The organism is Streptomyces sp. NBC_00376, assembly GCF_036077095.1.
GTDB lineage: Bacteria > Actinomycetota > Actinomycetes > Streptomycetales > Streptomycetaceae > Streptomyces.
Genome location: NZ_CP107960.1, coordinates 1344622 through 1370443 on the forward strand (window position 1 = coordinate 1344622; position 25822 = coordinate 1370443).

A 25822-nucleotide genomic window follows, 5' to 3' on the forward strand; every position below is an offset into this window, starting at 1 on the left:
TATCCGGCGATGATCATAAGAAAAAGGCTGACGGCCGGGGTGGGCATCCTGCTCGCCACCCTGACCGCCGGGCTCGGCACGGCACTCCCCGCCGCCGCCGACGAAGCCCCCGCCAAAGCTTCCCCCAAGGTCGAGCTGGTGCTCGACGTCAGCGGCTCCATGCGGACCCGTGACATCGACGGCCAGTCCCGGATGACAGCCGCCAAGCAGGCGTTCAACGAGGTTCTGGACGCGGTGCCCGAGCAGGTGGAGCTCGGTATCCGGACGCTCGGCGCCGACTACCCGGGCGACGACCGCAAGGTCGGCTGCAAGGACACCAAGCAGCTCTATCCGGTCGGCCCGCTGGACCGCACCGAGGCGAAGACCGCGGTCGCCACCCTGGCCCCCACCGGCTGGACCCCGATCGGCCCGGCCCTGCTGGGCGCCGCCGACGACCTCGAAGGCGGCGACTCCACCCGCCGGATCGTACTGATCAGTGACGGTGAGGACACCTGCGGCCCGCTCGACCCGTGCGAGGTCGCACGTGACATCGCCGCCCGCGGCATCCACCTCGTCATCGACACCCTGGGCCTGGTGCCCAACGCGAAGATCCGCGAACAGCTGACCTGCATCGCCGAGGCCACCGGCGGAACGTACACCGCGGTCCAGCACACCGATGAACTCTCCGGCCGCGTCAAGCAGTTGGTCGACCGGGCCGCCGAGCCCGTCGTCACCCCGGTGGCGACCGAGGGTGCGGACAGCTGCTCCTCGGCTCCGAAGCTGGAGGCCGGCCTCTACACCGACCGCGAGAAGTTCGGCCAGCACCGCTGGTACCGGGTCGACGTGCTGCCCGGCCAGGAACTGCGGGCCTCGGTCAGCGTCTTCGCCGATCGCGCCGTGAACAACGACTACGGCGTGCTGATGCGCGCACTGACCGTGCACGGCCGCGAGATCGTACGGGGCTCGGAGTCGGGCACCGGCCGTACGGACGCGATCTCCTCCGGCCTGCGCTACCCGAAGCCCGATGTGGACGGCTCGGACAGCGACAAGCCGGCCGCCGAGACCGTGTGCCTCCAGGTCAGCAACTCCTTCTCGGCGCCCGCCTCGGTGAAGACCTCGCCCGGTATGCCGGTCGAGCTGACCGTGGACCTGGTGGACGCCCCGGACGACGCCGCCGACGCCGCCGCGTTCGGCCTCGGCCGCGGCTGGTGGCTGCTGGGTGTCCTGGTGCTCACCGGGCTGGTCGCGGGCCTGGTCTTCGGCTGGATCTCGCGCTGGCGCGTCGCTGTCTGGAGGACCAACTGATGATGCGTAGGACACGTGCACTGGCGGGCGTGCTGCTCGCCGGGATCGCCCTGCTGACGTCGGCGGGCGCCGCGGTGGCCGACGACCCGTCGGCGAGCCCGAGCCCGAGCGCCTCGGAGGACGGCTCCGGCCCCACCGAGGCCGGCACCACCTTCCGTACGGCGACGGCGATCAAGCCGGACCAGCTCGCCACCGCCGGGGCGTCCACGGGTGACTACCTGTACTGGGTGTTCCCCGCCGACGCGGGCCAGCGGGCCACCGTCAAGGCGAAGATCACCCTGCCCGAGAGCGCCACCCGGCACGGCGCGTCGACCTGGCAGGTCGACGTGTACGACGGGCTGCGGCGCCGCCAGGCCTGCATGTACGGCCGCCAGACCGGCAAGGCCGCGGCCGACGCGTCGGCGGTCGAGCTGACCTGCGTACTGCGGACCGTCCGCGCCTGGTCCGAGCCGTGGGCCGACGACCCGCTGCCGGGCAGCTACTACGTACGCCTCACGGTCGTCGATCTGCCGTCGGCTGACCTGGGCCTGCCGGTGAAGACCGAGATCGAGGTCACGGCCGCCGACAAGGGCGGCGCGGGCGATGTGGACGGCACGCTCGCCGAGCCGCTGGTCCCCGGTGTGTCCTCCGTCGCGCAGGCCTCGGACGACTCGGCCGACGGCGACGACAGCTCGTCCGACGCCCCGCTCGCCAGTGCGCCGGAGGACGGCTGGGCGTCGGGCTGGTGGACCGACCGCTGGCTGTGGACGGTGGGCGGCGGAGTGCTCGGTGCGCTCGCGGCCGTGTTCGGCTACCGCCTCACGCGCGGCAGCGGCCGCCCGTCCCGGGTCCCGCCGGGCGTCTGACCGCGCAGCGCGGCCCGGGCTCCGTACAGGTGCCCGGCACATCGCCGGCCCGGCCCGCTCCCGGGCCGGGCCGGCGGTGGCTGACAGCGACTACCCTCGACAACTCACGTACCGCACAAGGCCGATGACAGGTTCCAGGGCGTGCGGTACCGCTGAAGTCAGGTCGCCGCGCACCGAATCGGGTGCGCCACAAGGGAGCGGAGACATTCATGTCCACGGAGACCGGCCCGGCCATCGACGCCGAGCCGCGGAGCCACCGGATCGTGCCGGGCCCGAAGGGGCTGCCGTTCATCGGGAATCTGCCGCAGTTCGGAAAGAACCCCCTCGCCTTCTTCGAGCGGCTGCGCTCCCACGGGGACATGGTGGGCTGGCGATTCGGCCCCAACTCCTGTGTGTACATAGCGGATCCGGACTGCATAGGTGAGCTGCTCACCGAGACGGAACGCTCCTTCGACCAGCCGGCCCTGGGCATCGCCTTCCGGACCGTGATGGGCAACGGCGTGGTGGTCGCCCGCGGCACGGACTGGCGGCGGAAGCGGTCGCTGGTGCAGCCCTCCGTACGGCCCAAGCAGGTGCGGTCGTACGCGGCGACGATGGCGAGCAGCACGGTGGAGCTGGCGGACACCTGGTCGGGCGGTGAACGCATCGATATCAAGCGGGAGATGGCGGCGCTGACCCAACGGATCGCCGTGCGCACGATCTTCGGCGTCGACACGGCGGCCGACGCCGAGGCGATGGGCCGGGCGATGGATGTGGCGCAGCAGGAGATCGGCAAGGAGTTCGCCGGTATCGGCGCGTTGCTGCCGGACTGGGTGCCGACCCCCGGCAGAGCCAGGATCAAGAAGGCCGCGACGGTCATCGACGCCGAGGTGGGCCGGGTCGTCGCCCGTCACCGCGACGGCGGGGACGAGCGCCCCGATCTGCTGAGCCGGCTGCTGACGGCGGTCGACGAGACGGGTGAGCGCCTCACCGATCAGGAGATCCGCGACGAGACGGTCACGCTGTACATCGGCGGGCACGAGACGACCAGTTCCACTCTGGTGTGGGCCTGGTATCTGCTGGCCCGCAACCCGCGGGTGCGTGCCGCGCTCGCCGAGGAACTGGACCGGGTGCTCGGCGACCGGGAACCGGAGTTCGACGACTACGCGCGGCTGACGTACACCCAGTCCGTGGTCAAGGAGACACTGCGCCTCTACCCGACGATCTGGCTGGTCACCGGTGTCGCCAAGGCCGGAGCGCAGATCGGCGGTGTGCCGATGCCGGAGGGCACCCGGGTGTGGACCAGCCAGTGGGCGACCCAGCGCGACGCACGGTGGTTCCCCGAGCCGGAGGAGTTCCGCCCCGAGCGCTGGGACCCTGAGGAGGGCGACAGCATCGCGGAGTACGCCTGGTTCCCGTTCGGCGGCGGCCCCCGGGTCTGCCTGGGCGCCCGGTTCGCGATGGTCGAGTCCGTGCTGATCCTGGCCGTGCTGGCCCGCCGCTTCGAGCTGGACGTGGACCCGGGTGTCATCGAGCCGGTCCCTTCGCTCACGCTGCAACCGGACCGGGAAGTGATGGCGACGGTCCGGACCCGCTGACGTCGCGCGGGGCGGGCCCGGTGGCCGCGCCGGTCCCTTGCGGGACCGCCCCCGCACCGGACACACCGAACCGATATGTCCGATCTGTCGCGGAGATCAGGTCATGCGGTTCACACTGTCCATGTCGGCCGCACCGGCCGGCGGGCCGTCCGGCCGTACCCGCAGGCTGTCGATCCAACGGGAGAAACACCATGCGTCTGCGCCCCGCCCTCACCGCCGCACTCGCCGTCGCGGCCACCCTGCCACTGACCGGCACCACGGCGTCGGCGACGACCGACGCCGCGAGCCGCCCGGCGACCTGCCAGGAGAAGGCCCTCACGGTGCACGCCGCACCCGGCGGACAGCGGAACACGGCCCGGATCAGCGTCGTCAACAACGGCGGCCGGTCCTGCGCGGTGGACCGGATCCCCACGATCACCTTCCGGGGCCTCGACGGCTCCGCCGAAGTCGTCCCGCCCGCCGGCAGCGGCCCCTACGAGCTGTCCCCGGGCGAGCGGGCGTACGCCGCCGTACGGACCGCCGACCCGGCGGCCACCGAGGGCCACGTCGTCGGCAGCCTCTCCGTGGCCGCGGACCCCTCCCACCTTGGCGTCACCTTCGGCGCGGCCACCGTCGGCATGCCGGAGGGCGTCCATGTGTGGGTGCCGGTGACCACCGTCTGGCAGCACTCGCGCGCGGCGGCGGACAGCGCCCTGGCGGACGCGCCGGGGTGAGCGGGGCACACCGAGGCGAAGGGCGCGCCGGGGTGAGCGGCGGCTACAGACCGTAGCCGGTACCGCCGACGGTCCACCGCGGGTCGGGGGCCGTTGTGACGTCGGCGCTCGGCCCCGGCAGTGAAGCGGACGGACGGCATCGGGTGGCACCCGGAACGCCGGCCGGAGCACCGGCCAAGCGTTGACATGCACCGGTCGTACGGTGAATTCTGATGCTCGAATCTCCAGAGTTCCAATCACGACTGCGCAGGTGTCACCTATTTCGCTGTTCGGTACGAACGGAGAACACTCCTTGCGGATACTCAAGAACCGTCCCGGCCAAGCGGCCTTCGGCACGCTGTCGGTGATCGTCCTCGCACTCACCGCCCTGACCGGCCCGGCCCCGCAGGCCCATGCCGCGGCCACACCCTCGGGCACCCTGGACAGCGCGACGAAGACCGTTACGTGGCAGAGCCCGGTGTACGCCAAGGGAACCGTCGACTCGCCCAGCAAGTGCGGCACGGCCGCCGAAGACCCCGAGAATGCGGTCTGTGCCCGGTTCGACCTGACCGTCGACCCGCCCGAGGGCCAGTGGGACGACAACCCCGAGGGCGGCGTCCCCGTCTCCATCCAATGGGAGACGCCCACGGACGACTTCGACATGTACATCTACGACTCGGCCAACAAGCAGGTGGCTTCCAGCGCCGGCACCGCCGACCCCGAGTCCGCGGTCATACCGAAGGCTTCCGGGACTTACCACGTGGTGGTCGTCCCCTACGACGTGCACAACAATTCCTTCAGCGGAAAGGCATATCTGCCCGAGGCCACCGATGCCGGGAACCTCACCGGTCTCAGCGGCTCGCACGGCAGGTACGAGATCGAGGCAGGTGCTCTCAAGGCCCGCGCCGAGTTCTTCACCGACGACACGCTGCGGCTCCAGGCATCCCCGGACGGCGTGCTCGCCGACCCGAAGGACAGCCACATGATCCGGCAGCAGCCCACCGCGCAACCGCACACCAAGTCCTTCGACGCGGGCACCTATTACGGCATCCGTTCCAAGGGCGTGGTGCTTCGCGTGTACAAGAAGCCGCTGCGTTTCGGCCTCTACAAGGCCGACAACCGCACGGCCATCTGGCAGGAGGCCGATCCGCTGCGCTGGACCGGCGGTGGCATGCGGCAGAGCCTGAAGCGCGGCGCCGACGAGCAGTTCTTCGGTGGCGGCGAGCAGAACGGCAGCTTCTCCCACCGCGGCCGGCTCATGAACGTCGGCAACAACACCAATTGGAACGAGGGCGGTTACAACAACTCCCAGCCGTTCTACATCTCCACGGCCGGTTACGGCGTGTTCCGCAACACCATGACGCCGGGCATCTACGACTTCGACTCCCCGGTGCGGACCGGTCAGCAGGAACGGCGCCTGGACGCCTACTACTTCACCGGTGACACCAAGTCGGTCATCGGCAAGTACACCTCCCTGGTGGGCAAGCCGTTCATGCCCCCGGTGTACGGGCTGGAGCCCGGATCCGCCGACTGCTACCTCCACAACGCCAACCGGGGCGAGCGCCACACCCTGGACGCCCTGAAGGTCTCCGACAGCTATGTCGGCAACGGGATGCCGCTCGGCTGGATGCTCGTCAACGACGGCTACGGCTGCGGTTACGAGAACCTGTCGGAGACGGGTGCGGGGCTCAACAAGAACCACGCCCAGCTCGGGCTCTGGACCCAGAACGGTCTGCCCGACGAGGCCGCTGAGGCCAAGGCCGGGGTACGCGTCCGCAAGCTGGACGTCGCCTGGGTCGGCGGCGGCTACGGCTTCGCGCTGGACGCCTGCGACCAGGCCAAGGCCGGCATCGAGAACAACAGCGACGCCCGCGGCTTCGTCTGGCTGCCCGTGTCCTGGGCAGGTGCGCAGCGCTGCGGTGTGCTGTGGAGCGGGGACCAGAGCCTGTCCTGGGACTTCATCCGCTGGCAGATCCCGACGTACGCCGGAGCGACCATGTCCGGCATCGCGTACAACACGGGTGACGTCGGCAGCATCTACCGTCACGACCCCGAGATGTACACCCGCGACCTCCAGTGGAAGGCGTTCCTCCCGGCCATCATGACCATGGACGGCTGGGCCAGTGACATCACCACCAAGAAGCCGCACGACCAGCAGCCGTGGCTGGACGGGGAGCCGTACACCTCCATCAACCGCAAGTACCTGATGCTGAAGGAGCGGCTGCTGCCGTACATGTACACCCTGTCGAAGGAGGCCACGAAGACCGGTGTCGGCGCGGTCCGGCCGCTCGCGCTGGAGTACCCCGACGACCCGGCGGCGCTCGGTCCCGACGCCAAGTACGAGTTCCTGGCCGGCCCCGATTTCCTGGTGGCGCCGGTGTACAGCGACACGGACGTCCGTAACGGCATCTACCTGCCCAAGGGCACCTGGACCGACTACTGGACGGGCCGGACGTACCAGGGCCCGACCACGATCGACGGTTACGAGGCGCCGCTCGACACCCTGCCGCTCTTCGTCAAGGGCGGATCGATCGTGCCGATGTGGCCCGAGGGCACGATGTCCTGGGAGTCCCGGGACCGGACCCGGCTCGGCTACGACATCCACCCGCAGGGCACCACGCAGTACACGCTCTACGAGGACGACGGCGTGACGAGGAAGTTCGCGCAGGGTGCCTCGGCCACCCAGCACGTACGGGTCGAGGCACCCGCCCGGGGCAAGGAGGGTGGCACCACCGTCAGGATCGGTGCGAGCGTGGGCAGTTACAAGGGCAAGGTGGCCGCCCGTTCGTACGACCTGACCGTGCACGGCGAGCACGCACCGTCGCAGGTCGTCATGGGCCACAGCCGCCTGCGCCGGGTGAACTCGGCGGCGGAGCTCGCCAGGGCCGGATCCGGCTGGTTCACCGACCCCGCGACCGGGATCACGGAGGTCAGGACACCGTCCGTCTCCACCGGGCGCGGCTTCACGGTCGAACTGCGGAAGTAGCCGCGGAAGCAGCCGACGAACCCGGCAATGCGGGGGCCGGGGGCCGTCTCCGGACGGTCCCCGGCCCCCCGCGCCCGTCTCACGCTACGGCTTGCGGGCGACCGCACCGTAGATCGGCACCGGCTGTGTCTCCACCGGGAGCTCGCCGAGGCTGAGTTCCGGATGCCAGTCGACGACCGACACCAGGCCGGGTTCGACCAGTTCCAGCCCGTCGAAGAACCGGCTGACGCCCCGGTGCGACCTCGGGACGAGCGTCATACCGCCCGCCGCGTACGAGGCCACCCCTTTCTCCACGCTCCCGGGGTCGAAGTCACCGGTGAGCTGCGACAGCACCAGGCAGCTTCCGGCGGGAAGCCGCTCCGTCAACCGCTCCACCAGCGCGTACGCTCCCTCGCCGCCGCCACCTTCATCGCCGTCGTCGATGAAGTGCAGGAGCGCGATGAGGGAGAGCGCGACGGGCCGGTCGAAGTCGATGACGTCGGCGGCCAGTTCGAGGATCCTCTCCGGCTCCCGCACATCGGCGTCCAGGTACGCCGTCACTCCTTCGGCACTCCCGCTCAGCAGCGCCCCGGCATGGGCCAGGACGACGGGGTCGTTGTCCACGTACACGACCCGGGCGTCGGGAGCCGTGCTCTGGACGGTCCGGTGCAGATTGGGCTCGGTGGGAATGCCGGAACCGATGTCGAGGAACTGCCGGATCCCCGCCTCGCCCGCGAGCCAGCGCATCGCGCGGTGCATGAACCACCGGTTGTGCCGTGCGATGTGCTTCGTGTCCGGTGAGAGCCCGGCGATCTGTCTCCCGAGCTCCTCGTCGGCGGGATGGTTGTCCGTCCCGCCGAGAATCCAGTCGTACACCCGCGCGGGATGCGGCCTGGTGGTGTCGATGCAGTCCGCACCGGATCCGTACCCTGTCATCCGGCGTTCCCCCTAGGTACTGGTCAACCACCTGCACCAACATCTTGCAGCAGTCGCCCGGCCGGCCGCGCGGACACGCGTGATCCGACGGCCGGCCACCCGCATCGGGCTGCGGGCCACGTCACTCCTTGACGCCGATCCCCCCGAAGGCGTCGACGTCCGCGGGCACGGTCGCGCTGTCGGCGTCGGGCCGCCACTCGCTGAGCCGGACGAAGCCGGGGTCGAGGATCCGCAGCCCGTCGAAGAGCGTGACGATCTCGTCCGGCTCGCGCACGTAGTACGGAACCGCGCCGCTCTCGATGTACGCCTTCTCCGCGGCGATCATGCCCTCGCTGGTGCGCGTGCCGTCGTACACCACCAGGTAGCTGCCGGCCGGCAGCCCCGCCATCAGCCGGCCGACCACCTCGCGGGCCTTGGTGAAGTCGTCCGCGTGACCGAGGATGCCGAGCAGCATCAGGGCCACGGGCCGGTCGAAGTCGAGCGTCTTCGCCGCCTCGGCCAGGATGCTGTCCGGGTCGTAGAGGTCGGCGTCGATGTAGTCGGTCACGCCCTCGGACGAACTGGTCAGCAGCGCGCGGGCGTGCGTCAGCACGAGCGGGTCGTTGTCGACGTACACGATGCGCGCCTCGGGCGCGATGTCCTGGGCCACCTGGTGGGTGTTGTCCGCGGTGGGCAGGCCGGTCCCGATGTCCAGGAACTGCCGGACCCCCCGCTCCTGAACGAGGTGGCTCACCGAACGCCGCAGGAACTGCCGCCCCGCCACCGCCACGTCGACGAGTCCCGGGAAGAACGCCTTGATCTGGTCACCGATCTCACGGTCGACCTCGTAGTTGTCCTTCCCGCCCACGAAGTAGTTCCAGAAGCGGGCGGAATGAGGCCTGGTGGTGTCGATCCGTTCCGACACCGGCCTGGCGGGAGGGGTGACGGACGGCTGCTGCTCACTCATGGAGACCTCCGGACGCGAAAGTGATCAAGCTATGGCCTTAACCTACCTGGGCGTCGCGAGAGTTATGGCCACATACGTCACCGAACATGTCTCCCGTGTTCGGCCCGGGGTGGGTTCCGGGTTGTCCCCCGCTTGAGCCGGACATTATCGAGTCGCTCGAACGGCGCCGAATCCGTAGGTTCTGAAGTGGATTCGATCCACCGTTCCCCCTCAGAATTTACGGAGGCCCGTCAGTGACCGCCCCAACGCGTCTGCGGACGCGCGCCCTTCGGCCACTCCTCGCGGCCTTCGCGCGGTTCGTCGTGTGTGGCGGCGGGGTCGGGCTGGCGTCGAGCGCGGCGGTGGTGCTGCTCAGCGCGCGCATGCCGATGGCCGTTGCGAACGCACTGGTCACCGTGGTCTCCACGGTCGTCGCGACCGAGTTGCACCGACGGATCTCGTTCCGGAGCGAACGTAGGGGGTGGGGGGTCCATCTCCAGTCCGGGGCGACGGTCGCCGTGAGCTATGCGTTCACGACGGGGGCGCTGCTGTGCCTGTTCGCCGTGCAGCCTGCTCCCTCCCCCCTGCTGGCGCAGACGGTCTATCTGTCGGCGTCCGCTCTGGCGGGGGTCGGACGGTTCGTGTTGCTGCGGGTCGTCGTCTTCGGGAACCGCACGCGGAGGGGGCGCGGGCGCGCTCCGCACGACGACACTCTGGGCAAGTCCTCCGTGGCGATGGCCGTGTGACGCCCCCTCGGTGGCCCGACCGGCGATCGTGCTGGTTGACTGGCGTGGCCGGTCGCACGGGCGGTACGGAGCCTGCGGGCGGGCCGGGGCGGATGAGGGGCTTGTGGATGGAGTACGGGCGGGCCGGGTGGGTCCGGGTGCCGGTGGGGGACGACGCCGCACGGTGGGCGACCCGGGGGAAGTGCCTGCGGGTGCTGGTCGTCGTGCACAACGTGACCGCCGCGACGCGGCTGCTCGATGTGCTGCCCCTGTTCGACGACGATCTGCGGGTCCAGTTGCTGGTGACCTGCACGGGCTCCTCGGCCTTCGCGGCCGGCACGGCCGAGCTGCTGGCCGACACGGGGGTGCCGGTGCTGCCGTGGGAGCAGGCGGTCGAGACCGGGGTGGACCTGGTCGTATCCGCCAGCTTCGGCGGTCAACTGGAGGCGTTGTCCGGGAAGTTGGCCGTCCTTTCGCACGGTGTTGGATACACTAAAAGGCTGGCGACACCGGACACCGGACACCGGACACCGGACACCGGACACCGGACACCGGATCGGGGGCGGGGGCGCCCGTGTTCGGGCTCGCGCCTCCGTGGCTGCTGTCGAGCCGGGGCACTCCCGTCGCGGACGCGCTCGTGCTCTCCCACCCCGAGCAGGTCGAGCGCTTGCGCCTCGCCTGCCCCGAGGCCGCACCGACCGCCGTGCTCGCCGGAGACCCCTGCTTCGACCGGATGCTCGCCGCACGACCGCGCCGCGAACGCTTCCGCCGCGCGTTGGGAGTCCGGCCCGGTCAGCGGCTCGTCCTGCTCAACTCGACCTGGAACTCCGAGTCGCTCTTCGGTGACGGGGCCGAGGTCCCGGGGGACGGCTGGTGCGGAGGCGATGTGGTCGCCGCCCTGCTGGACCGGGTCGCCGACGAGTTCCCCGTGGACGAGTACCGGTTCGCGGCCGTACTGCATCCCAACATCTGGCACGGGCACGGCCCCGGTCAGATCCGTGCCTGGCTCGATCGGGCGCGGCGCGGCGGGCTGGCCCTGATCGATCCGCTGACCGGGTGGCGACAGGCCCTGCTGGCGGCCGATGCCGTGATCGGTGACCACGGATCCGTCACCTTCTACGCGGCCGCCCTCGGCACCCCGGTGCTCCTGGGCGCCGCGCCCCTCCACGCCCTGGACCCCGACGCGCCGATCTCCGCGTTCATGCGGGAGGCACCGAGGCTCGACCCCGACGCGTCCCTGGCGGCACAGATCGATGAAGTCATCGGCTCTCACCGGCCGTTGCCCGGCCCCGCCGAGTACACCACCTCCGTGCCGGGCGAATCCGCGGTCCGGCTCCGGAAGCTCTTCTACTCGATGATGGGGGCGCCGGAGCCCGGCCGGCCCGCCTCGCTGGAGCCGCTCCCACTGCCCGGGTACGAGGCCGGAACGGTCACCGTGCCGTTGCGGGTCCTGACCCGGGTGCTCGGGCCGGGAGAGGTCGCGGTCAGCCGGTGGGCGGGCCGGCGGTCCGGCCCGGGGTGGGACCAGGGCGGCGAACTGCACGTCGCCGTGCACGAGGACACCCGCGAGATGGACCGGCTGGAGCTGGCCGATGTCATCTTCCGGGACGGCGAACCCGACGATCCGCGCTTCGGCTCGCCGTCGCTCTGGACCGCCGAGGTGCTCCGCCGCCATCGGGGCTGCTCCCTGGCGGCCTATGTGACCGGCCCGTCCGAGTGCGTGGTCCGGGTGCGCGGCGAGGAGCCGCTCCGGATGGTGGCGGTGCCCGACGCCGAAACGGAGGACGTGTCCGGCGCGGACCCCGCCGTGTACGCCTCCGCCCTGAACGCCTGGCTGGCCTCGGACAGCCGGGAGGCGGTCACCTCCCGGGCGCGGCTGGCGCGGGCCGTGACCGACGGGCTCGTCCTGCGGACGGGCGACCGGCTCCATCGCGTACGCGTCGCTCCTCTGACACCGCCGGACCCGGTCGGCTAGGAGCACCGCGGTACGAGGACCGCGACCACGCAGTCAGGCAGCCACGCAGCGCTCCCGCAGGGTTCGCAGATGTGCCAGGTGGTACGTCGCGCGCTGGCCGTCGAGGGTGGCGATCGCCGCCTCGACCAGCGGGAGCGCCGCCCCGGTGTTCTCCTCGTCCAGCCAGGTCTCGGCGAGATCAGTGAGGGTCCGGGCCGTGTTGTACGTGTCGCCGCTCGACCGGAAGTACGACAGCGCGGTCTCCAGCCTCCGCCGGGCCTCATCCCGTCGCCCCAGGCCGCGCAGCGCCCGTCCGCGATGGCGCCCCAGCAGGGCCTCGGCACGCGGCACGTCGCGAGTCCCCTCGTCCTGCCCGCCCATGGTGCCCAGGATGGCGCCGGCCTCCTCGAAGCAGTCGTACGCCTCCTGGTACCGCCACTGCCGCAGTCGCAGCAGCCCCAGGAACTCGACGGCCGAGGCATGGCCCCGCTTGTGGCCCGCCGCTTCCTCGGCCCCCGCCGCCGCCCGCGCCTGCTCCCCCGCCTCCTGCCAGCTCCTCAACTCGGTCAGCGAGTGGGCGAGTTGTGCGTGCAGCGCTCCGGCGTCGGCACTCATGGGTCGATGGGTGTCGACCAGGCGCGTGCCGATGCGGAGCGCCGGCAGCAGCATCTCGTGGTGACCGGCCTTGAGCTGGAGCGGCCACAGCGCACGGCACAGGCGTACGGCGGTGTCCGGGTCGCCGGACTCCTCGGCGCAGCGCACCGCCTCGACCAGGTTGCCCGATTCCGCGAGCAGGGCATCGAGGGCGGCGCCCCGGTCCGCATACGTCTGCCCCGTGCGGTCCTCGGCGGGCGCGGGGACCCGCCAGCTCTCCGGGAGCGCCTGGTGGGCGGCCGATGCGGCCAGGTCGGCGTAGGCGCTCAGGGTACGGGCGAGCGCCGCGGAGCACGCCGCGATCCCGTCGTCCCGGATCGCCGCCGCCTCGGCGTGCGCACGGACCGCGTGGCGGTAGTGGTAGCGGCCGCTGCCGGCCGCGCCGGAGCCTCGTTCCAGCAGCATCCGGTCGGCCAGGTCCTCCAGGAGCCCGGCCGCCTGGTCGGGGTCCTGGCCGGTGGTCCGGGCGGCCGTGGCGGCGTCGAAGGCGGGCCAGTCGCGCAGCGCCATCAGCCGGTAGAGCCGGGCGGATTCCGGCGTCAGGAGCCGGTAGTTGTCCTCGGCGGCGCCCCGGACCGGGTCGCCGTCCGGCTCGGCGCGACGTGGCGGAAGGGTGGGCGCGGAGAGCTGGTACGCCGCGGCGCGCAGGGCGTACGGCGACCCGCCGCAGCGCTGGAGCAGCGACGGCAGGGTGGCACGGGCGGCGGCGACCGTGGACTTGTCGGTGATGTCGGTGAGCAGCCGCACCGCGTCCCGGTCCGAGAGCGGGCCGACGGGCACCCGCACGGCGTCGATGCCGGGGAAGGGCGCGCGGGCGACCAGGACCGTGAACACCCCGGGTGCCGGGGTGAGGAACGGCCGCACCTGCGAGGCGGAGTACGCGTGGTCGAGCACGATCAGGAGTCTCAGGTCCGCCACGCGGTGGTGGAAGAACTCGCCGAGCTCATGGGTCCCGGTCGGCATCTCTTCGTCCGGCACCCGCAGTTGGCGCAGCAGGGCACGCAGTACGGTTCCGACGTCGCGCGCGCCACCGGCTCCGCGGCCCCCGAGGTCGACGTAGATCTGGCCGTCCGGGAAGAGGCGGGTCGGCTGTGCGCCGAAGTGCACGGCGAGGGTGCTTGAACCCATGCCGTCCGGACCGTGCACCAGGGCGAGCCGGGGCCGCCCGTCCGGACGGCGGGACGCCTCCCGCTGGAGTTGCTTCAGCGCCTCCTTGCGATCCGTGAAGAACCTTATGGAGGCGGGGAGGTTCGACCGCGCGGCCCGGACCGGGGCGGGCTCGCGTCGCATGTGGGTGGCGAAAGCGGTCCAGGAGGCGGCGAGTTGCGGATCGGTACGGATCCGGTCGTGGACCATGCGGGCCACGTCGTCCCGTTCGTCCGGGGCCTCGGGCGCGGGGACCTCGCGGCCGACGATTCTCCGCACGACACCACCGGTGGATTCCCAGGCCCATTTGCCGGCCTCGTTGGCCATCCCCGAGCCGACCGCACCGAGCACCGCCGAAATCGCCGCCACCGAAGTGGGATCGAGCATGTCGCGCACTCCTCGTTCCCGGTGTTCCGCGCGATGCGCCCTCCCCGGCACCGTCGCTGTCACCGTGCGGATCAACGTTAGCGTCAGAGGGGCCGATCTCCTCCGGGCATCGCGGGGTGATCGCCGTCCTGGCGTGCGCCAACCGTCCAACTGTCCTGAAAGCGACCTTTCGTAGACGTCGACGTCCGGTTCATCGCCGCCCTTCGCCACCCTTGTGCCGACGCGGTCGAAGGGGCGCCGAGTGTGTTCACCGGCCGCCGCGTCATGATGGATGTCTTGGATATCCTGGCGGTTGTTCCAGGTCGTCACGGCGAGCCCCGTCGGCCGTCGGCGCACGGGCCGGGGCCCGTCGAGGGGAGTATCGGTGCAGGGAACAGCCGCAGGCCGGGGTTCGCCCAGGAAGGCCGAGCAGGCGTGGCAGCAGGCAGTGGCCCTGCTGAACCAGGGCAATGAAGCGGCAGCCGCCGAACGGTTCTCGTTCGCCGCCGCGCACGATCCTCTGGCCGCGGACGCATGGCTGGGGCTGCATGCGACCGGGCAGCGTCAGAAGGAGGCGCTGGACGGCATGGTCCGGGCGTCCGGCTTCTTCGGCGCGTTGCGTTCGAAGTTCGGGATGCCGCTGCGGTCCCGGTTCCAGCTCGGCCACTACGTCACGTTCCGGCTGGAGAACGCCCGTGACCTGTGGGTGGCGGCCATGACCTCGCTGCTGGACGCCGGCAAGCTCGACGAGGCCTGGGCCGGGCTGTCCACGGCCCAACTGGACTGCGACGAGACCCGGTTCGTCTGTACGCGGTACGCCTTCCTCAAGGAGGACTGGGCCCTCGTGCTCCGTTTCGCCCCGGGCATCCGTGACGCGTTCCTGCACGACGAGGCGCAGCTGTACGTGGGGGCGGCGCTGTTCGCGCAGGGGGTCTGCCACGAGGCCCTGAACGTGCTGGCGGAGCTGCCGAAGAAGCTGGAGACGGGGAGCCGTTTCGACGCGGAGGTCAAGTACTTCATGGGCCGGTCCCTGGAGTCGCTGGGCCGGCCGGAGGAGGCGCTGAAGCGGTACCAGTACGCGTTCCGGTGTGCGCCGAACCTCTTGGACGTGAACGTAAGGGCGCAGGCACGTTCCACGGCTCCGACGGCTTCGTCCGTGGCCGGGGAGTCCCCCGCGCCTTCGTCCCCGCCCCCCTCCCCGGAGGGGCCCCCGCCGCCCCGCACGGCCGCGCCCTCCCCCGTACCCGCTGCACCCGCTGCCCCGGTGGCCGCTCCGGGCGCCGGGCCGGACTCCGCATCGGCGGAGACGGACGGGACGGGCGGGCTGTCGCGGGAGGAGATGGCGCGCCTGCTCGCGGAGGCCCAGCAGGCGCTGGACGGCATGATCGGTCTGGAGCCGGTGAAGCGGCAGGTGCTCACGCTGATCGCACAGCTGCGCATGGCGGCACTCCGCGAGGAGCAGGGCCTGCCCAGCGGCGCCCGGCCCCGGCACTTCGTCTTCGCGGGACCGCCCGGCACCGGCAAGACCACCGTCGCCCGCATCATCGGCAAGGTCTTCGCCGGGCTGGGGCTGCTGCGGTCCGGCCATGTCATCGAGGCCCAGCGCGTCGACCTCGTCGGGCAGCACCTCGGCTCGACCGCGATCAAGACCAGCAAGGTCATCGACTCCGCCCTGAACGGCGTGCTGTTCATCGACGAGGCGTACGCCCTGTCCAACAGCGGGTACAGCGGTGGCGACGCGTTCGGCGACGAGGCGCTCCAGGTGCTCCTGAAGCGGGCCGAGGACGACCGGGACCGGCTCGTCGTCGTACTGGCCGGATACCGCGAGGAGATGACCGGTCTGCTCGCCGCCAACCCGGGCCTGGTGTCCCGGTTCAACACCCGCGTCGACTTCCCCTCCTACTCCGCCCAGGAACTGCTCCTGATCGCCCGGTCCGTCCTGTCCGGCCAGGGCGACGAACCCGACGAGGGGGCGGCGGCCGCACTCGGCTCGTTCTTCGCCTCGGCCGTGGACGGAGGCATGGCCGACACCCTGGGCAACGCCCGCTTCGCCCGCGAGCTCTGCCAGAAGGCCGCCGCGCAACGGGATCTGCGTCTGTACGCCGAACACTCGGGCGGGACGACGCCCACCAGGCAGGAGATCGTCACCGTACTCACCGAGGATGTGACGGCGGCCCACCAGGAGCTCATGGAGTCCCACGGGAACCCGGCGTAGGGCGGGCCTGTCCGGCGGATCAGGGTGCCTTGAACAGCCCGGGGAAACGGGGTGCGAGCCAGGGCTTGCGGCCCCAGGCGAACACCCGGCCCCGGGCCATGGCGCCCCATGGGTCGACGCGGCCGAGCGCCATCAGGAAGAAGGTGACCGGCTCGATGAGGATGGTGCAGTCCGGGCGGACCGGCGGCCGGGAAGTGACGGTCACGGCGCCGTCGGTGAACGTGACGCCGAATCGGGCGCCGCCCCACAGCCGGATCGCGTAGCCGGCGGTGAGCCCTGCGGTGGTGGTGGCATCGGTGACCCGGGGCATCGCCGTGATCAGGAACGGCAGGGACAGTTCGACGCGTGTGCGGTCGATCATGTGCCGACGGCCCCGCGCCCGGGCGAGGTCGTAGCCGTGGCCGAGCATGTGCGTCAGCAGGTACGAGCCCAGCACCGCCCGGCTCATCGACCCCAGCGGCGTGGCCACGTTCCCGGCCGCACCGTCGGCCCCGGTGCCGTCCGTCGCGCACCGCCCCACGGCGGCGAGGTAGGCGTCCGTGTGCGCCACGATCATCTCCGCCAGCGGCTCGGCGGCCCGCTCGTCGAACTCCGCGAGCGCACGCTCGTTGGCGGCGGCCAGGCTCTGCGGCGTCCCGTCCCCGTACCGGCGTTCCCGCCCGGCCGCGAGGTCGGCCATCAGCTCGTTGGCCTGCGCCAGATGTGCCGCGGCCTCCCCGACGGTCCACTCCGACCGGGGCACCGGAACGCCGGTGTCGGCGAACCCGCGGACCACCGCCGCGATCTCCTCGGCGGTGGACCGCAGAGCGTCGCCGAGCCCTTCGGGCAGTGTGCCCCGTGCGTCGCGTCCGGTCACTGGTTCCACGCTTCTCCCTACCTCGGCCGAACCCGCTCCGGCCGAACCCGCTGCGCCGAACTTACCCATTCGTACGGTCGTGGCAAGTCTGAGGGCATCCAATGTCTACCCACGGGTAACTGCCCCTGCTTTGATGGGTGGCACCGTCTTCCGCCCCCTCCCCCCACACGAGGAGATCCTGTGCCGAATCCCGCGATCCGCCGCATCTCCGGCGCGACCCTGGCTGCCGCGCTCGCCGCGGCGACGCTGGCCGCCAACGCACCGCAGGCATCGGCGGCCGAGACTCCGTCGCTGCGCGTCCTCACGTACAACACGTTCATCTTCAGCAAGACGCTGTACCCGAACTGGGGCCAGGACCACCGTGCCGCGGAGATACCGAAGACGTCGTTCTTCCAGGACAATGACGTCGTCGTGCTGGAGGAGGCCTTCGACAACTCCGCCTCCGACGCCCTGCTGCGCAACGCGTCCGCCCAGTACCCGTACCAGACCCCCGTGGTGGGCCGGAGCAAGAGCGGCTGGGACGCGACCAGCGGGGCGTACTCGGCGGTGACTCCGGAGGACGGGGGTGTCACCGTGCTGAGCAAGTGGCCCGTCGTCCGCAAGGAGCAGCACATCTACAAGGACGCCTGCGGCAGCGACAGCTGGTCCAACAAGGGGTTCGCCTACGTCGAGCTGAATGTCGGCGGCGCACGGGTCCATGTCGTGGGAACCCACACGCAGTCGACCGACTCCGGCTGCAAGGCGGGCGAGGCCGCCGCCAAGCGCAGCCTGCAGTTCAAGCAGATCGACGCCTTCCTGGACGCCAAGAACATTCCGGCCTCCGAACAGGTCATCGTGGCCGGGGACTTCAACGTCGACTCGCACTCCTCCGAGTACGCCTCGATGCTCACCGACGCGGGACTGACCGCGGCCGACGCCCGCACCGGGCACCCGTACTCCTTCGACACCCAGGACAACTCGATCGCCGCCGACCGCTACCCCGACGATCCCCGCGAGGACCTCGACTACGTGCTGCACCGCGCCGGGCACGCGAAGCCGTCCGGGTGGACGAACGAGGTGGTCAAGGAGAAGAGCGCGCCCTGGACCGTGTCCAGTTGGGGCACGAGCTACACGTACACCAATCTCTCCGACCACTACCCGGTGGTCGCGTCGGTGCGGTAGCGGTACCGGCACCGCGCGTTCAGGAGCGAGCCGGCTCCCGGCCTCGGTGCGGACTCCCCCGCACCGCGGTGGTCCGGCTCGCGCAATCCGGCGCCATGAACGGTCTCTTCGTGGTCATCTACGATCGTTCGCGTGTGCGCAAACGTCATGGTCGCCGAAGACGACGAGAAACAGGCCGAACTCGTACGCCGCTACCTCGAACACGAGGGCCACACCGTCACGGTCGTCGGTGACGGCCTCGCGGCGCTCGCCGAGGTCCGGCACCGGGAGCCCGATCTGCTGGTGCTCGATGTGATGATGCCGCGGGCCGACGGTCTGGACGTGGTACGTGTGCTGCGCGCCGAGCACCGGGAGCTGCCGGTGCTGATGCTGACGGCCCGCAGCACCGAGGACGACCTGCTGCTGGGGCTGGATCTCGGCGCGGACGACTACATGACCAAGCCGTACAGCCCGCGTGAACTGATGGCCCGGGTACGGACCCTGCTGCGGCGCAGCCGACGGAGCGTGGAGGGCGCCGGGACCGCCGCGGACCAGGCGCTGAGAGTCGGTGCGCTCGTCGTCGACCCGGACCGGCACGAGGTGTCCGTGGAGGGCCGGCCGGTCGACTGCACACCCGGTGAGTTCCGGATCCTCGCCGCCATGGCGACCGAGCCCGACCGGGTCTTCACCCGGCAGCGGCTCCTGGAGGAGCTGCACGGCTTCGACCGGTACATCAGCTTCCGCACGGTCGACGTGCACGTCATGAACCTGCGCAAGAAGATCGAACCCGCACCGCGCCGGCCCGCCCGGCTGCTCACCGTCTTCGGTGTCGGCTACAAGCTGACGGACCCGGCGAGGAACGCTTCGCGTGCCTCGTGACCGGCGGACCCGGCCGCCGCTCCGCAAGAGCCTGTTCGTCCGGCTGCTGGCGGTGTCCGCGCTGGTGGCCGCCTGTTCGGTGGCCGCCACGGCCTGGATCGCCGTACAGACCACCTCCGGCGCCATCAGACAGGAGCAGGGCCAGAACCTCACCGCCGACGCCCGGATCTACGACAGCCTGCTCGGTTACGCGGCGGGCCATCCCACCTGGGAGGGCGTCGACAGCACGGTGCGCGAACTGGCGCGGCAGTCCGGCCGGCGGATCGCGCTCACCACCGAGCAGCGCCGCCCGCTGGCCGATTCCGCCTCCCGGTCGTCACCGCCCGCGCTGCCGCCCCAGGCGTCGGCGATCGTCGACCCGCTGTCCGTGGACACGGCCCTTTCCCGGACGGCCGACCGGACGGGTGGCGCGGCCGACCGGGTCGACCCACGTGCGGTCGGTCCGTTCCGGTTGCCCACCGCCGAACGTACGGCGTTGCAGCGCGCCGCCGAACGGAACGCGGAGTGCCTGAACCGGGTCGGGATCGCTGCGGACGTCGTCCGCGGCCCGAGCGGACGCCCGCGGGTGCAGGTCGTGGGCAATGACCCCGACCGCGTTCAGGACACCCGGTGCGCGTCCGAGGACCTGGACACCCCGACCACGACCGAACGGAAGGCCCTGGCCACCCTCAATGAACTCGCCGACGCCTGCCTGAAGCGCCAGAACCGCACGGGCATACAGCTCAACCTGGACCTGTCCTGGGGCGACGGCTCCGCGCCGAAGGCCGCCGCGGGTGTCTCAGCCGCGGTTCCCGTCCCTGTGCCGAGCGTCCGGACCGGCGAGGACGACCGTGCCGCCGCCTCGTGCGTGGACACGGCCCGCCGGGAACAGCTCGGTTCCTATGTCGCCTCGCCCGCGCTGCTGTTCATCGGCGACGAGGGCGGCACGACCGTTCCCGGCTTCGACCTCTCCCCCGCCAACACCGCGAAGATCGCGGGCGCCGCGGCACTCGTCCTCGCGCTCACCGTCGGAGCGACGGTGCTCGCCGGATCCCGGCTCGTACGGCCGCTGCACGCCCTGACGGGCGCGGCGCAGCGGATGCGGGACGGGGAGGACTCCGCGCCCGTGCAGGTCACCGACGACAGCGAGATCGGCCGGCTCGCCGCGGCCTTCAACGACATGGCCGACCACCGCGCGCGCCTGGAGACGCAGCGCAAGGACATGGTCAGCGATGTCGCCCACGAACTGCGGACCCCGCTGAGCAACATCCGGGGCTGGCTGGAGGCGGCCCAGGACGGCCTGGCGGAGCCCGACCCGGCGTTCATCGCCTCGCTGCACACGGAGGCCGTTCAACTCCAGCACATCATCGACGACCTCCAGGACCTCGCCGCGGCGGACGCGGGCGCGTTGCGTCTGCACCCCGAACCGGTACGCGTCGAGGACGTGCTCGCACAGGTGGCCGCGGCACACCAGGCACGGGCGGAGACCGCCGGGGTGACGCTCACGGCGCTCCCGGCGATGGCCGACGCCCCCTCCCCCGCGTTGTGGGCCGACCCGGTCCGGCTGCGCCAGGCCATCGGCAACCTGGTCGCCAACGCCGTGCGGCACACCCCGTCGGGCGGACGTGTGACGGTGCGCGCGTACGGGGCGTCGTCCGCGACGGCGCCCGGTGGGGAAGTCGTGGTCGAGGTCGCGGACACCGGCAGCGGCATCTCGGCCGAGCACCTGCCACACGTCTTCGACCGCTTCTGGCGCGCCGAGAAGTCACGCAGCCGCCGCACCGGGGGCAGCGGGCTGGGACTGGCGATCGTACGGAAACTGGTGGAGGCACACGGGGGTTCGGCGAGCGCGGCGAGCGTCGAGGGGAAGGGTTCGGTGTTCACACTCCGCCTGCCCACGGATGCGGCGGAAGCAGCGGGAACAGCAGAGGCAGCAGGAACCAGGAGTCCGGACGACGGGGGTCGGTACGGCCCGGACCAGGTCTGATGCGATGACCACAGCGTTCTGACAGCTTCTTCATAACTTCACGCCAGCCTGTCGGCATGCCTCGTGCCCGGTGCGGTCCAGACGCCGCGGACCAGCCATGGCGAACCGGACGCCGGGCGCCATCGAGGCCGAACTGGAATGGAGTCATCCCCATGCCCAACCGTCTGTCCCTGCGCACCGCCGTCCTCGCCGCCGTCGCGGCGGGCGCGGTGCTCGTCCCGTCCGCCGCGGCGTTCGCCGACGCCGCGCCCTCGCCGTCGGCTCCGTCCGTCGAGCGTACGGCCGCGGCAGCCGCTGCCGACAAGTCCGGCAGCGCTCCAGCCAAGAGGGCGCAGCCGTCCGCGGTGCCGCGTGGCGGTGTGGCCGCCGGCGACCGCCCTGCTCCCGCCGTGGCCGGGGAAGGGAAGGGCGACCCCAAGGCTTCGCCGGTGCCCGTGCCGCGCGGTGGTGTCGCCGCGGGTGAGCGAGCGGTCGGAACCTCGACCTCGGGCGACAGCACCGCCACGATCGCCGGCTCGGCCGCCGCCGCGCTTCTCCTCGCGGGAGCGGGAACCGTCGTGCTGCGCCGCCGCTCGGCCGCACAGCGCAACGGCTGACCGACCGCCCTTCACTTCGTGGCGCCGTCCGTTCCCGGGCGGCGCCACTGCCCATCTCCGCCCGGCCCTGGAGCCCTCATGCCCCGTACCTCGCCCTCGCCCTCGCTCCGACGCGCCCTGCTTCCGGTGCTCGCCTGCCTCCTTCTCGCCGGTTGCTCCGCCGAGGCCGTGGACGACTCGTCCACCGCCGCACCCGGCGCCGCCGCGAGCACCGCTCCCGACGCCCCGAAGCAGACCGGTACGAAGGGAGCGGGCAAGTCCGACGGTACCCACTCCTCCACAGCCGTCCCCGTCAGCGTCAGCATCCCGTCGCTCGGCATCCACAGCGAGCTGATGCGCCTCGGCCTCAACCAGGACGGCACCGTCGAAGTCCCGCCCGCCGAGAAGGGCATGACCGCAGGCTGGTACACCGGCGGCGCCACTCCCGGCGAGCCCGGTGCCGCGGTCATCATCGGACACAACGACACCCGCTACGGGAAGGCCGTGTTCCACGATCTGAAGGAGATCGACAAGGGGGCGGACATAGCCGTCCGCAACGACCGCGGCGCGGAACTCCACTTCCGGGTCACCGGCACCGAGACCGTGAGCAAGAAGGCGTTCCCGACCGAGAAGGTCTACGGTGCCACCGGCACACGCGCCCTGCGCCTCATCACCTGCGACGGCGCCTTCGACGCCCAGGGCCACCCGGTGGACAACCTCATCGTCTACGCGAACCGGAGCTGACGGCGGGGCGGCCAGGACCGTGCCGGCGATGCGGGACACCCGGGCGAGGGCATCGTGGTCGGGCACGCCGAGCGAGTTCCTGGTGGAGGCCGGGGTGTCTCAGGCCTCGTAGCCGGGAGGGCCGGGCCGGGGGCGCAGCGCCAGGGCCGCCAACGCCTCCGGGGCGCCCTCCGGGCCGCGGATGCCCGGGAAGGCGTTGATGTCGACGACCACGGGCGCCCCCTCGCGGTCCAGCAGGTCGACACCGTAGACGTCCAGGCCGAGGACGTCTCCCGTGCGCAGGGCGAGCCGGGTCCAGCTCTGCGGCAGGTCGCGTATCAGCGGGGCGGACCGCGCGCCGCCCGGCGGTGCGCCCACAGCCGCGGGGCGCACGCCTGCGAACACCTCTCCCGCGATCACCCACAGCTTGTGGTCCCAGCCGCTGTTCGCGATGAACTCCTGCAGCACGACGGGCTCGTCGGACCACTCTGCAGCGAGGGCCCGGAGACCGGCGGGGCCGTCCACGCGGGCGACCAGGTCCCCGCGGCGGCTGTGGCGGCTCTTGACCATGAGTGGATAGCCGCTCTCGGCCGGCTCCGGTCCGTGGAGGGCTTCGGACAGCGCGTTCAGTGTCCATGTGCGGGGCATCGGCAGACCGGCGCCTTCCGCCACGGCGGCGATCCGGCTCCTGTCCTGGCACAGCTCCGTCGCGGCAGCGGAGTTCACCACCCGGGCGCCAAGCCCTTCGAGGAGACGGGCCAGCGCGAGTGCCCGGTGGGTATGGGCCTTGAGGAGGTAGACGTCGGCGAGATCGTCCGGGGCCGGCGGTTGCGAAGGCGATCCCGTTCCGGCGTCCGGGTTCAGGAACTTCACCTGGTGCTTCGCCCCGGTCAGCGCGGCGGCGGCCGCGACGAGCAGCGGATGATCCGGCTTGTCGGTCAGCACACAGACCCTCATATCCGCGCGCCTTCCGGTACGGCAGCCACCATGGCCGCTTCGGGGCCGACGGTGGGGTGCGGACGGTGCCGTGCGTGGGAGATCTCCGGCTGCACGGGAACGCGCGGGGCGGGGGCGATCGCGCCCCTCCGGTCCGTGCCGCCGGTCCTGGCCAGCTCGAGTACGGCTCCGGCCAAACGGGATGCGGCGTCCGGGACCTGGCGGAAACTCGGGAAGTCGTTGATGTCGACGATCACGGGGCCGTCCGGGCCGAGCACCACGTCGATGCCGTAGAGATCGAGGCCGAAGACCGCTCCCACCTTCGCCGCCGCCTCGGCCACTTCGGCGGGCAGCGGGACGGCTCTCTCGTCGACCGGCGCGTCCGGGTGGAGCGGGGAGCGGCGCACGGTCGCGTGGAACTCGCCCGCGAGACAGTAGACCTTGAGGTCGGAGCCCGCATTGGACACGTAGGGCTGCGCGATGAGCTGCCCCTCGTCCGCCTGCTCCGCGTCCGCCAGCCGCCCCGGCTCCGACACGAGCCGTACCCCGCGCCCCGAGCTGCCGTCCGCGGGCTTGACCACCAGGGGGAAGAGTTCCTCGGGCACGTCCGCGAAGAGTGTGGCCCTCGGTGCCGAATAGGTCACCGGGACCGGCAGCCCGTGCTGCCGGGCGATGACCGAGGCGAGGACCTTGTCACGTACCGCGCGGATCGACCGCGCGTCGTTCACCGTGGTCAGTCCCACCGCCGCCGCGGCCTCCAGCAGGGTGAGCCCGGGGCCGCCGGACACGGTCTTGAGTACCCAGGCGTCGTGGGTCCCCGCCCGCACCTCCTCCGATATCCGCAGGAGTGAGCCGCCGGGGCGCACCACGTCCACCTGGTGTCCCCACGACGTCAGTTGCCGGACGACGTCGAGCGGCATGCCGTCATGCCGGTACAGCTCTTCGACGAGGAAGCAGAGCTTCATCCCAAAACCCCTCGGTGCCCCATGACTGATGGGGGCACAACGGTGCCTCGCGGTGCTCCTTCGAACACCACCAAAAGGGCAACGCTACGTCACGTCCGCCCCAAGGCAAGCTCGGCCGTGGGTTACTGATGGTGTGTTCCTTCGCCTTGCGGCCCTGTGATTCGCCGTGTGTCCCTGTCAGAAGAAGACCCCGCACCGCAGGAGCACGTTCGCGTACGGCCGCGCCTCCCCCGTCCGTACCACCAGCCGGGCTCCCGCGGAGAGTGCCTTGAGTTCGTCGTGGGGTATGTGGACGAGTCCCGGGAGGCGGTCGTCCAGGAGACGCGCGGCCTCCGGGTTGGCCTCCGTGACCTCGTGGGCCGCCGTCGCTCCCTCCACCACGAGTTCGTCCAGCAGGCCGTCGAGCACCTGGGCGAACGACGGGACGCCGGCCCGGAAGGCCAGGTCGACGACGCGGGGGCCGAGCGGGATGGGCATGCCCACGTCGCAGATCAGCACTCCGTCGCCGTGGCCCAGTTCGGCCAGGGCCCCCGCGAGGTGCCGGTTGAGAATTCCTGCCTTCTTCACGGGGCCGGGACCTCGTGGGCGGTCGGGAAGGACGCCTGCGCGCCCTGCCTGGTGACGGCCGCCGCCCCCACCCGCACGGCGAACGCGGCGGCCTGGGCGAGTTCCTCGCCGAGGCCGAGCCGCCAGGCCAGTGCTGCCGTGAAGGCGTCGCCCGCCCCGGTCGTGTCCACTGCTTCGACCTTGAGGCTCGGCACGGTCACCACCTCGCCCGTGCGGCCGTCCGCGACGAGCGCCCCCGCCGCCCCCAGCGTGACCACGACCGACTGCGGGCCGAGACCCAGCAGTGCGCGCGCCCACTCCTCGGGTGTGCTGCCCGCGTCGTCGCCCAGCATGTAGCGCGCCTCGTGCTCGTTGACCACCAGGGGGTCGCAGGCGGCCAGCACATGATCGGGCAGCGGCGCGGGCGGGGACGGGTTCAGCACCAGCCGAGTATCGGCCGACATCGCGGCGGCCACCTCGGCGACCGTCTCCAGCGGGATCTCCAGCTGTACGGAGACGACCCGGGCGGCAGCGAACAGCGGGCCTGCCGCCCGGATGTCCTGCGGGGTGAGGCGGGCGTTGGCCCCCGGCGACACCACGATGCTGTTGTCACCCGAGGGGTCCACCGTGATCAGCGCGACCCCGGTGGGGGCCCCGCCCACGAGGACGCCGGCGGTCTCGACGCCCGCCGCCTTCTGCGACTCCATCAGCAGTCGGCCGTGCGCGTCGTCCCCGACCCGGGCCAGCAGTGCCGTGCGGGCTCCGAGGCGGGCGGCGGCGACCGCCTGGTTCCCGCCCTTGCCGCCCGGGTGGACGGCCAGGTCGGAGCCGAGCACGGTCTCACCGGCGGCGGGGCGCCGTTCGACGCCGACGACCAGGTCGGCATTGGCGGAGCCCACGACCAGCAGGTCGTACCGGTCCTGATCGTTGACGTGCATTGTTCCTGCTTTCC

21 protein-coding genes are annotated in these 25822 nt (G+C 71.7%); 13 read left to right on the top strand and 8 right to left on the bottom strand.

Translation table 11 applies throughout. The annotated features are described in order from the left end of the window. Nucleotides 1-9: 9 nt before the first annotated feature. The 5 genes from OG842_RS06150 (at nucleotide 10) to OG842_RS06170 (ending at nucleotide 7384) form a co-directional block, all read left to right on the top strand. Entirely contained in the window at nucleotides 10-1284 is a 1275-nt protein-coding gene (locus OG842_RS06150; protein WP_266728176.1) for a VWA domain-containing protein, read from the top strand. After that, the gene (locus OG842_RS06155; protein WP_266728178.1) at nucleotides 1284-2129 is read left to right on the top strand and encodes a hypothetical protein; all 846 of its coding nucleotides are present in this window, start codon (nucleotides 1284-1286) and stop codon (nucleotides 2127-2129) included. The genes OG842_RS06150 and OG842_RS06155 overlap by 1 nt, the downstream gene beginning before the upstream one ends. A 209-nt stretch (nucleotides 2130-2338) precedes the next feature. Further along, nucleotides 2339-3706: a cytochrome P450 gene (locus OG842_RS06160; RefSeq protein ID WP_266728180.1), complete on the top strand. Its 1368-nt coding sequence runs from the start codon at nucleotides 2339-2341 to the stop codon at nucleotides 3704-3706. 191 nt (nucleotides 3707-3897) lie between these two features. Further along, the gene (locus OG842_RS06165) at nucleotides 3898-4419 is read left to right on the top strand and encodes a DUF4232 domain-containing protein (RefSeq protein ID WP_266728181.1); all 522 of its coding nucleotides are present in this window, start codon (nucleotides 3898-3900) and stop codon (nucleotides 4417-4419) included. Between the two features lie 292 nt (nucleotides 4420-4711). After that, nucleotides 4712-7384, top strand: coding sequence for a glycoside hydrolase family 31 protein (locus OG842_RS06170; protein ID WP_266728182.1), 2673 nt, complete (start codon nucleotides 4712-4714; stop codon nucleotides 7382-7384). Nucleotides 7385-7468: 84 nt separating this feature from the next. Here OG842_RS06170 and OG842_RS06175 read toward each other — a convergent pair whose 3' ends face one another. Continuing rightward, nucleotides 7469-8299: an SAM-dependent methyltransferase gene (locus OG842_RS06175; RefSeq protein ID WP_266728183.1), complete on the bottom strand. Its 831-nt coding sequence runs from the start codon at nucleotides 8297-8299 to the stop codon at nucleotides 7469-7471. Between the two features lie 121 nt (nucleotides 8300-8420). Then, complete coding sequence (locus OG842_RS06180; protein ID WP_266728185.1) at nucleotides 8421-9245, bottom strand: SAM-dependent methyltransferase; 825 nt, start codon at nucleotides 9243-9245, stop codon at nucleotides 8421-8423. A gap of 233 nt (nucleotides 9246-9478) precedes the next feature. Between OG842_RS06180 and OG842_RS06185 the strand changes: the two genes are divergently transcribed. Together OG842_RS06185 and OG842_RS06190 are read left to right on the top strand one after the other, a co-directional pair. Beyond that, nucleotides 9479-9970 (top strand): GtrA family protein, encoded by a 492-nt coding sequence (locus OG842_RS06185; RefSeq protein WP_266728187.1) that lies wholly within the window; start codon nucleotides 9479-9481, stop codon nucleotides 9968-9970. 553 nt (nucleotides 9971-10523) lie between these two features. Continuing rightward, on the top strand, nucleotides 10524-11924 hold the full coding sequence (locus OG842_RS06190) for a hypothetical protein (protein ID WP_266728189.1): 1401 nt from the start codon (nucleotides 10524-10526) through the stop codon (nucleotides 11922-11924). 33 nt (nucleotides 11925-11957) lie between these two features. Here OG842_RS06190 and OG842_RS06195 read toward each other — a convergent pair whose 3' ends face one another. Further along, the gene (locus tag OG842_RS06195; protein WP_266728191.1) at nucleotides 11958-14090 is read right to left on the bottom strand and encodes a tetratricopeptide repeat protein; all 2133 of its coding nucleotides are present in this window, start codon (nucleotides 14088-14090) and stop codon (nucleotides 11958-11960) included. 364 nt (nucleotides 14091-14454) lie between these two features. On the opposite strand from OG842_RS06195, the gene OG842_RS06200 reads away from it, so the two are divergent. After that, entirely contained in the window at nucleotides 14455-16284 is a 1830-nt protein-coding gene (locus tag OG842_RS06200; protein WP_266728193.1) for an AAA family ATPase, read from the top strand. Between the two features lie 19 nt (nucleotides 16285-16303). Here the strand turns inward: OG842_RS06200 and OG842_RS06205 are convergent, their stop codons facing one another. Beyond that, entirely contained in the window at nucleotides 16304-17140 is an 837-nt protein-coding gene (locus tag OG842_RS06205; RefSeq protein WP_266733454.1) for a maleylpyruvate isomerase family mycothiol-dependent enzyme, read from the bottom strand. Nucleotides 17141-17320: 180 nt separating this feature from the next. Here OG842_RS06205 and sph point away from each other — a divergent pair, with 180 nt between their 5' ends. The 5 genes from sph (at nucleotide 17321) to OG842_RS06230 (ending at nucleotide 22444) form a co-directional block, all read left to right on the top strand. Next, a complete protein-coding gene (gene sph / locus OG842_RS06210) occupies nucleotides 17321-18301 on the top strand; it encodes a sphingomyelin phosphodiesterase (RefSeq protein WP_266728195.1) in 981 nt (326 codons plus the stop codon). 147 nt (nucleotides 18302-18448) lie between these two features. Next, a complete protein-coding gene (locus OG842_RS06215; RefSeq protein ID WP_266733456.1) occupies nucleotides 18449-19159 on the top strand; it encodes a response regulator transcription factor in 711 nt (236 codons plus the stop codon). Next, entirely contained in the window at nucleotides 19149-21125 is a 1977-nt protein-coding gene (locus OG842_RS06220) for a sensor histidine kinase (RefSeq protein WP_266728197.1), read from the top strand. The genes OG842_RS06215 and OG842_RS06220 overlap by 11 nt, the downstream gene beginning before the upstream one ends. A gap of 152 nt (nucleotides 21126-21277) precedes the next feature. Further along, entirely contained in the window at nucleotides 21278-21721 is a 444-nt protein-coding gene (locus tag OG842_RS06225) for a hypothetical protein (protein WP_266728199.1), read from the top strand. Nucleotides 21722-21799: 78 nt separating this feature from the next. After that, nucleotides 21800-22444 carry a class F sortase gene (locus OG842_RS06230; RefSeq protein WP_266728201.1) on the top strand — a complete coding sequence of 215 codons (645 nt, stop codon included), beginning with the start codon at nucleotides 21800-21802 and terminating at the stop codon, nucleotides 22442-22444. A gap of 99 nt (nucleotides 22445-22543) precedes the next feature. On the opposite strand, the gene OG842_RS06235 is transcribed toward OG842_RS06230, so the two are convergent. The 4 genes from OG842_RS06235 to OG842_RS06250 all read right to left on the bottom strand — a co-directional run bounded on the left by OG842_RS06235 (nucleotide 22544) and on the right by OG842_RS06250 (nucleotide 25808). Then, nucleotides 22544-23368: an ATP-grasp domain-containing protein gene (locus tag OG842_RS06235; RefSeq protein ID WP_323185705.1), complete on the bottom strand. Its 825-nt coding sequence runs from the start codon at nucleotides 23366-23368 to the stop codon at nucleotides 22544-22546. Nucleotides 23369-23376: 8 nt separating this feature from the next. After that, on the bottom strand, nucleotides 23377-24324 hold the full coding sequence (locus OG842_RS06240) for an ATP-grasp domain-containing protein (protein WP_266728205.1): 948 nt from the start codon (nucleotides 24322-24324) through the stop codon (nucleotides 23377-23379). A gap of 177 nt (nucleotides 24325-24501) precedes the next feature. After that, entirely contained in the window at nucleotides 24502-24891 is a 390-nt protein-coding gene (rbsD, locus tag OG842_RS06245; RefSeq protein ID WP_266728207.1) for a D-ribose pyranase, read from the bottom strand. Then, on the bottom strand, nucleotides 24888-25808 hold the full coding sequence (locus OG842_RS06250) for a ribokinase (protein ID WP_266728209.1): 921 nt from the start codon (nucleotides 25806-25808) through the stop codon (nucleotides 24888-24890). The genes rbsD and OG842_RS06250 overlap by 4 nt, the downstream gene beginning before the upstream one ends. Between the last annotated feature and the right edge of the window lie 14 nt (nucleotides 25809-25822).

Bases quoted from the DNA above. Each gene is read 5' to 3' on its own strand.
- OG842_RS06150 (WP_266728176.1), top strand. From the start codon at position 10: ATGATCATAAGAAAAAGGCTGACGGCCGGGGTGGGCATCCTGCTCGCC.
- OG842_RS06155 (WP_266728178.1), top strand. From the start codon at position 1,284: ATGATGCGTAGGACACGTGCACTGGCGGGCGTGCTGCTCGCCGGGATC.
- OG842_RS06160 (WP_266728180.1), top strand. From the start codon at position 2,339: ATGTCCACGGAGACCGGCCCGGCCATCGACGCCGAGCCGCGGAGCCAC.
- OG842_RS06165 (WP_266728181.1), top strand. From the start codon at position 3,898: ATGCGTCTGCGCCCCGCCCTCACCGCCGCACTCGCCGTCGCGGCCACC.
- OG842_RS06175 (WP_266728183.1), bottom strand. From the start codon at position 8,299: ATGACAGGGTACGGATCCGGTGCGGACTGCATCGACACCACCAGGCCG.
- OG842_RS06180 (WP_266728185.1), bottom strand. From the start codon at position 9,245: ATGAGTGAGCAGCAGCCGTCCGTCACCCCTCCCGCCAGGCCGGTGTCG.
- OG842_RS06195 (WP_266728191.1), bottom strand. From the start codon at position 14,090: ATGCTCGATCCCACTTCGGTGGCGGCGATTTCGGCGGTGCTCGGTGCG.
- OG842_RS06215 (WP_266733456.1), top strand. From the start codon at position 18,449: ATGGTCGCCGAAGACGACGAGAAACAGGCCGAACTCGTACGCCGCTAC.
- OG842_RS06225 (WP_266728199.1), top strand. From the start codon at position 21,278: ATGCCCAACCGTCTGTCCCTGCGCACCGCCGTCCTCGCCGCCGTCGCG.
- OG842_RS06230 (WP_266728201.1), top strand. From the start codon at position 21,800: ATGCCCCGTACCTCGCCCTCGCCCTCGCTCCGACGCGCCCTGCTTCCG.
- OG842_RS06240 (WP_266728205.1), bottom strand. From the start codon at position 24,324: ATGAAGCTCTGCTTCCTCGTCGAAGAGCTGTACCGGCATGACGGCATG.
- OG842_RS06250 (WP_266728209.1), bottom strand. From the start codon at position 25,808: ATGCACGTCAACGATCAGGACCGGTACGACCTGCTGGTCGTGGGCTCC.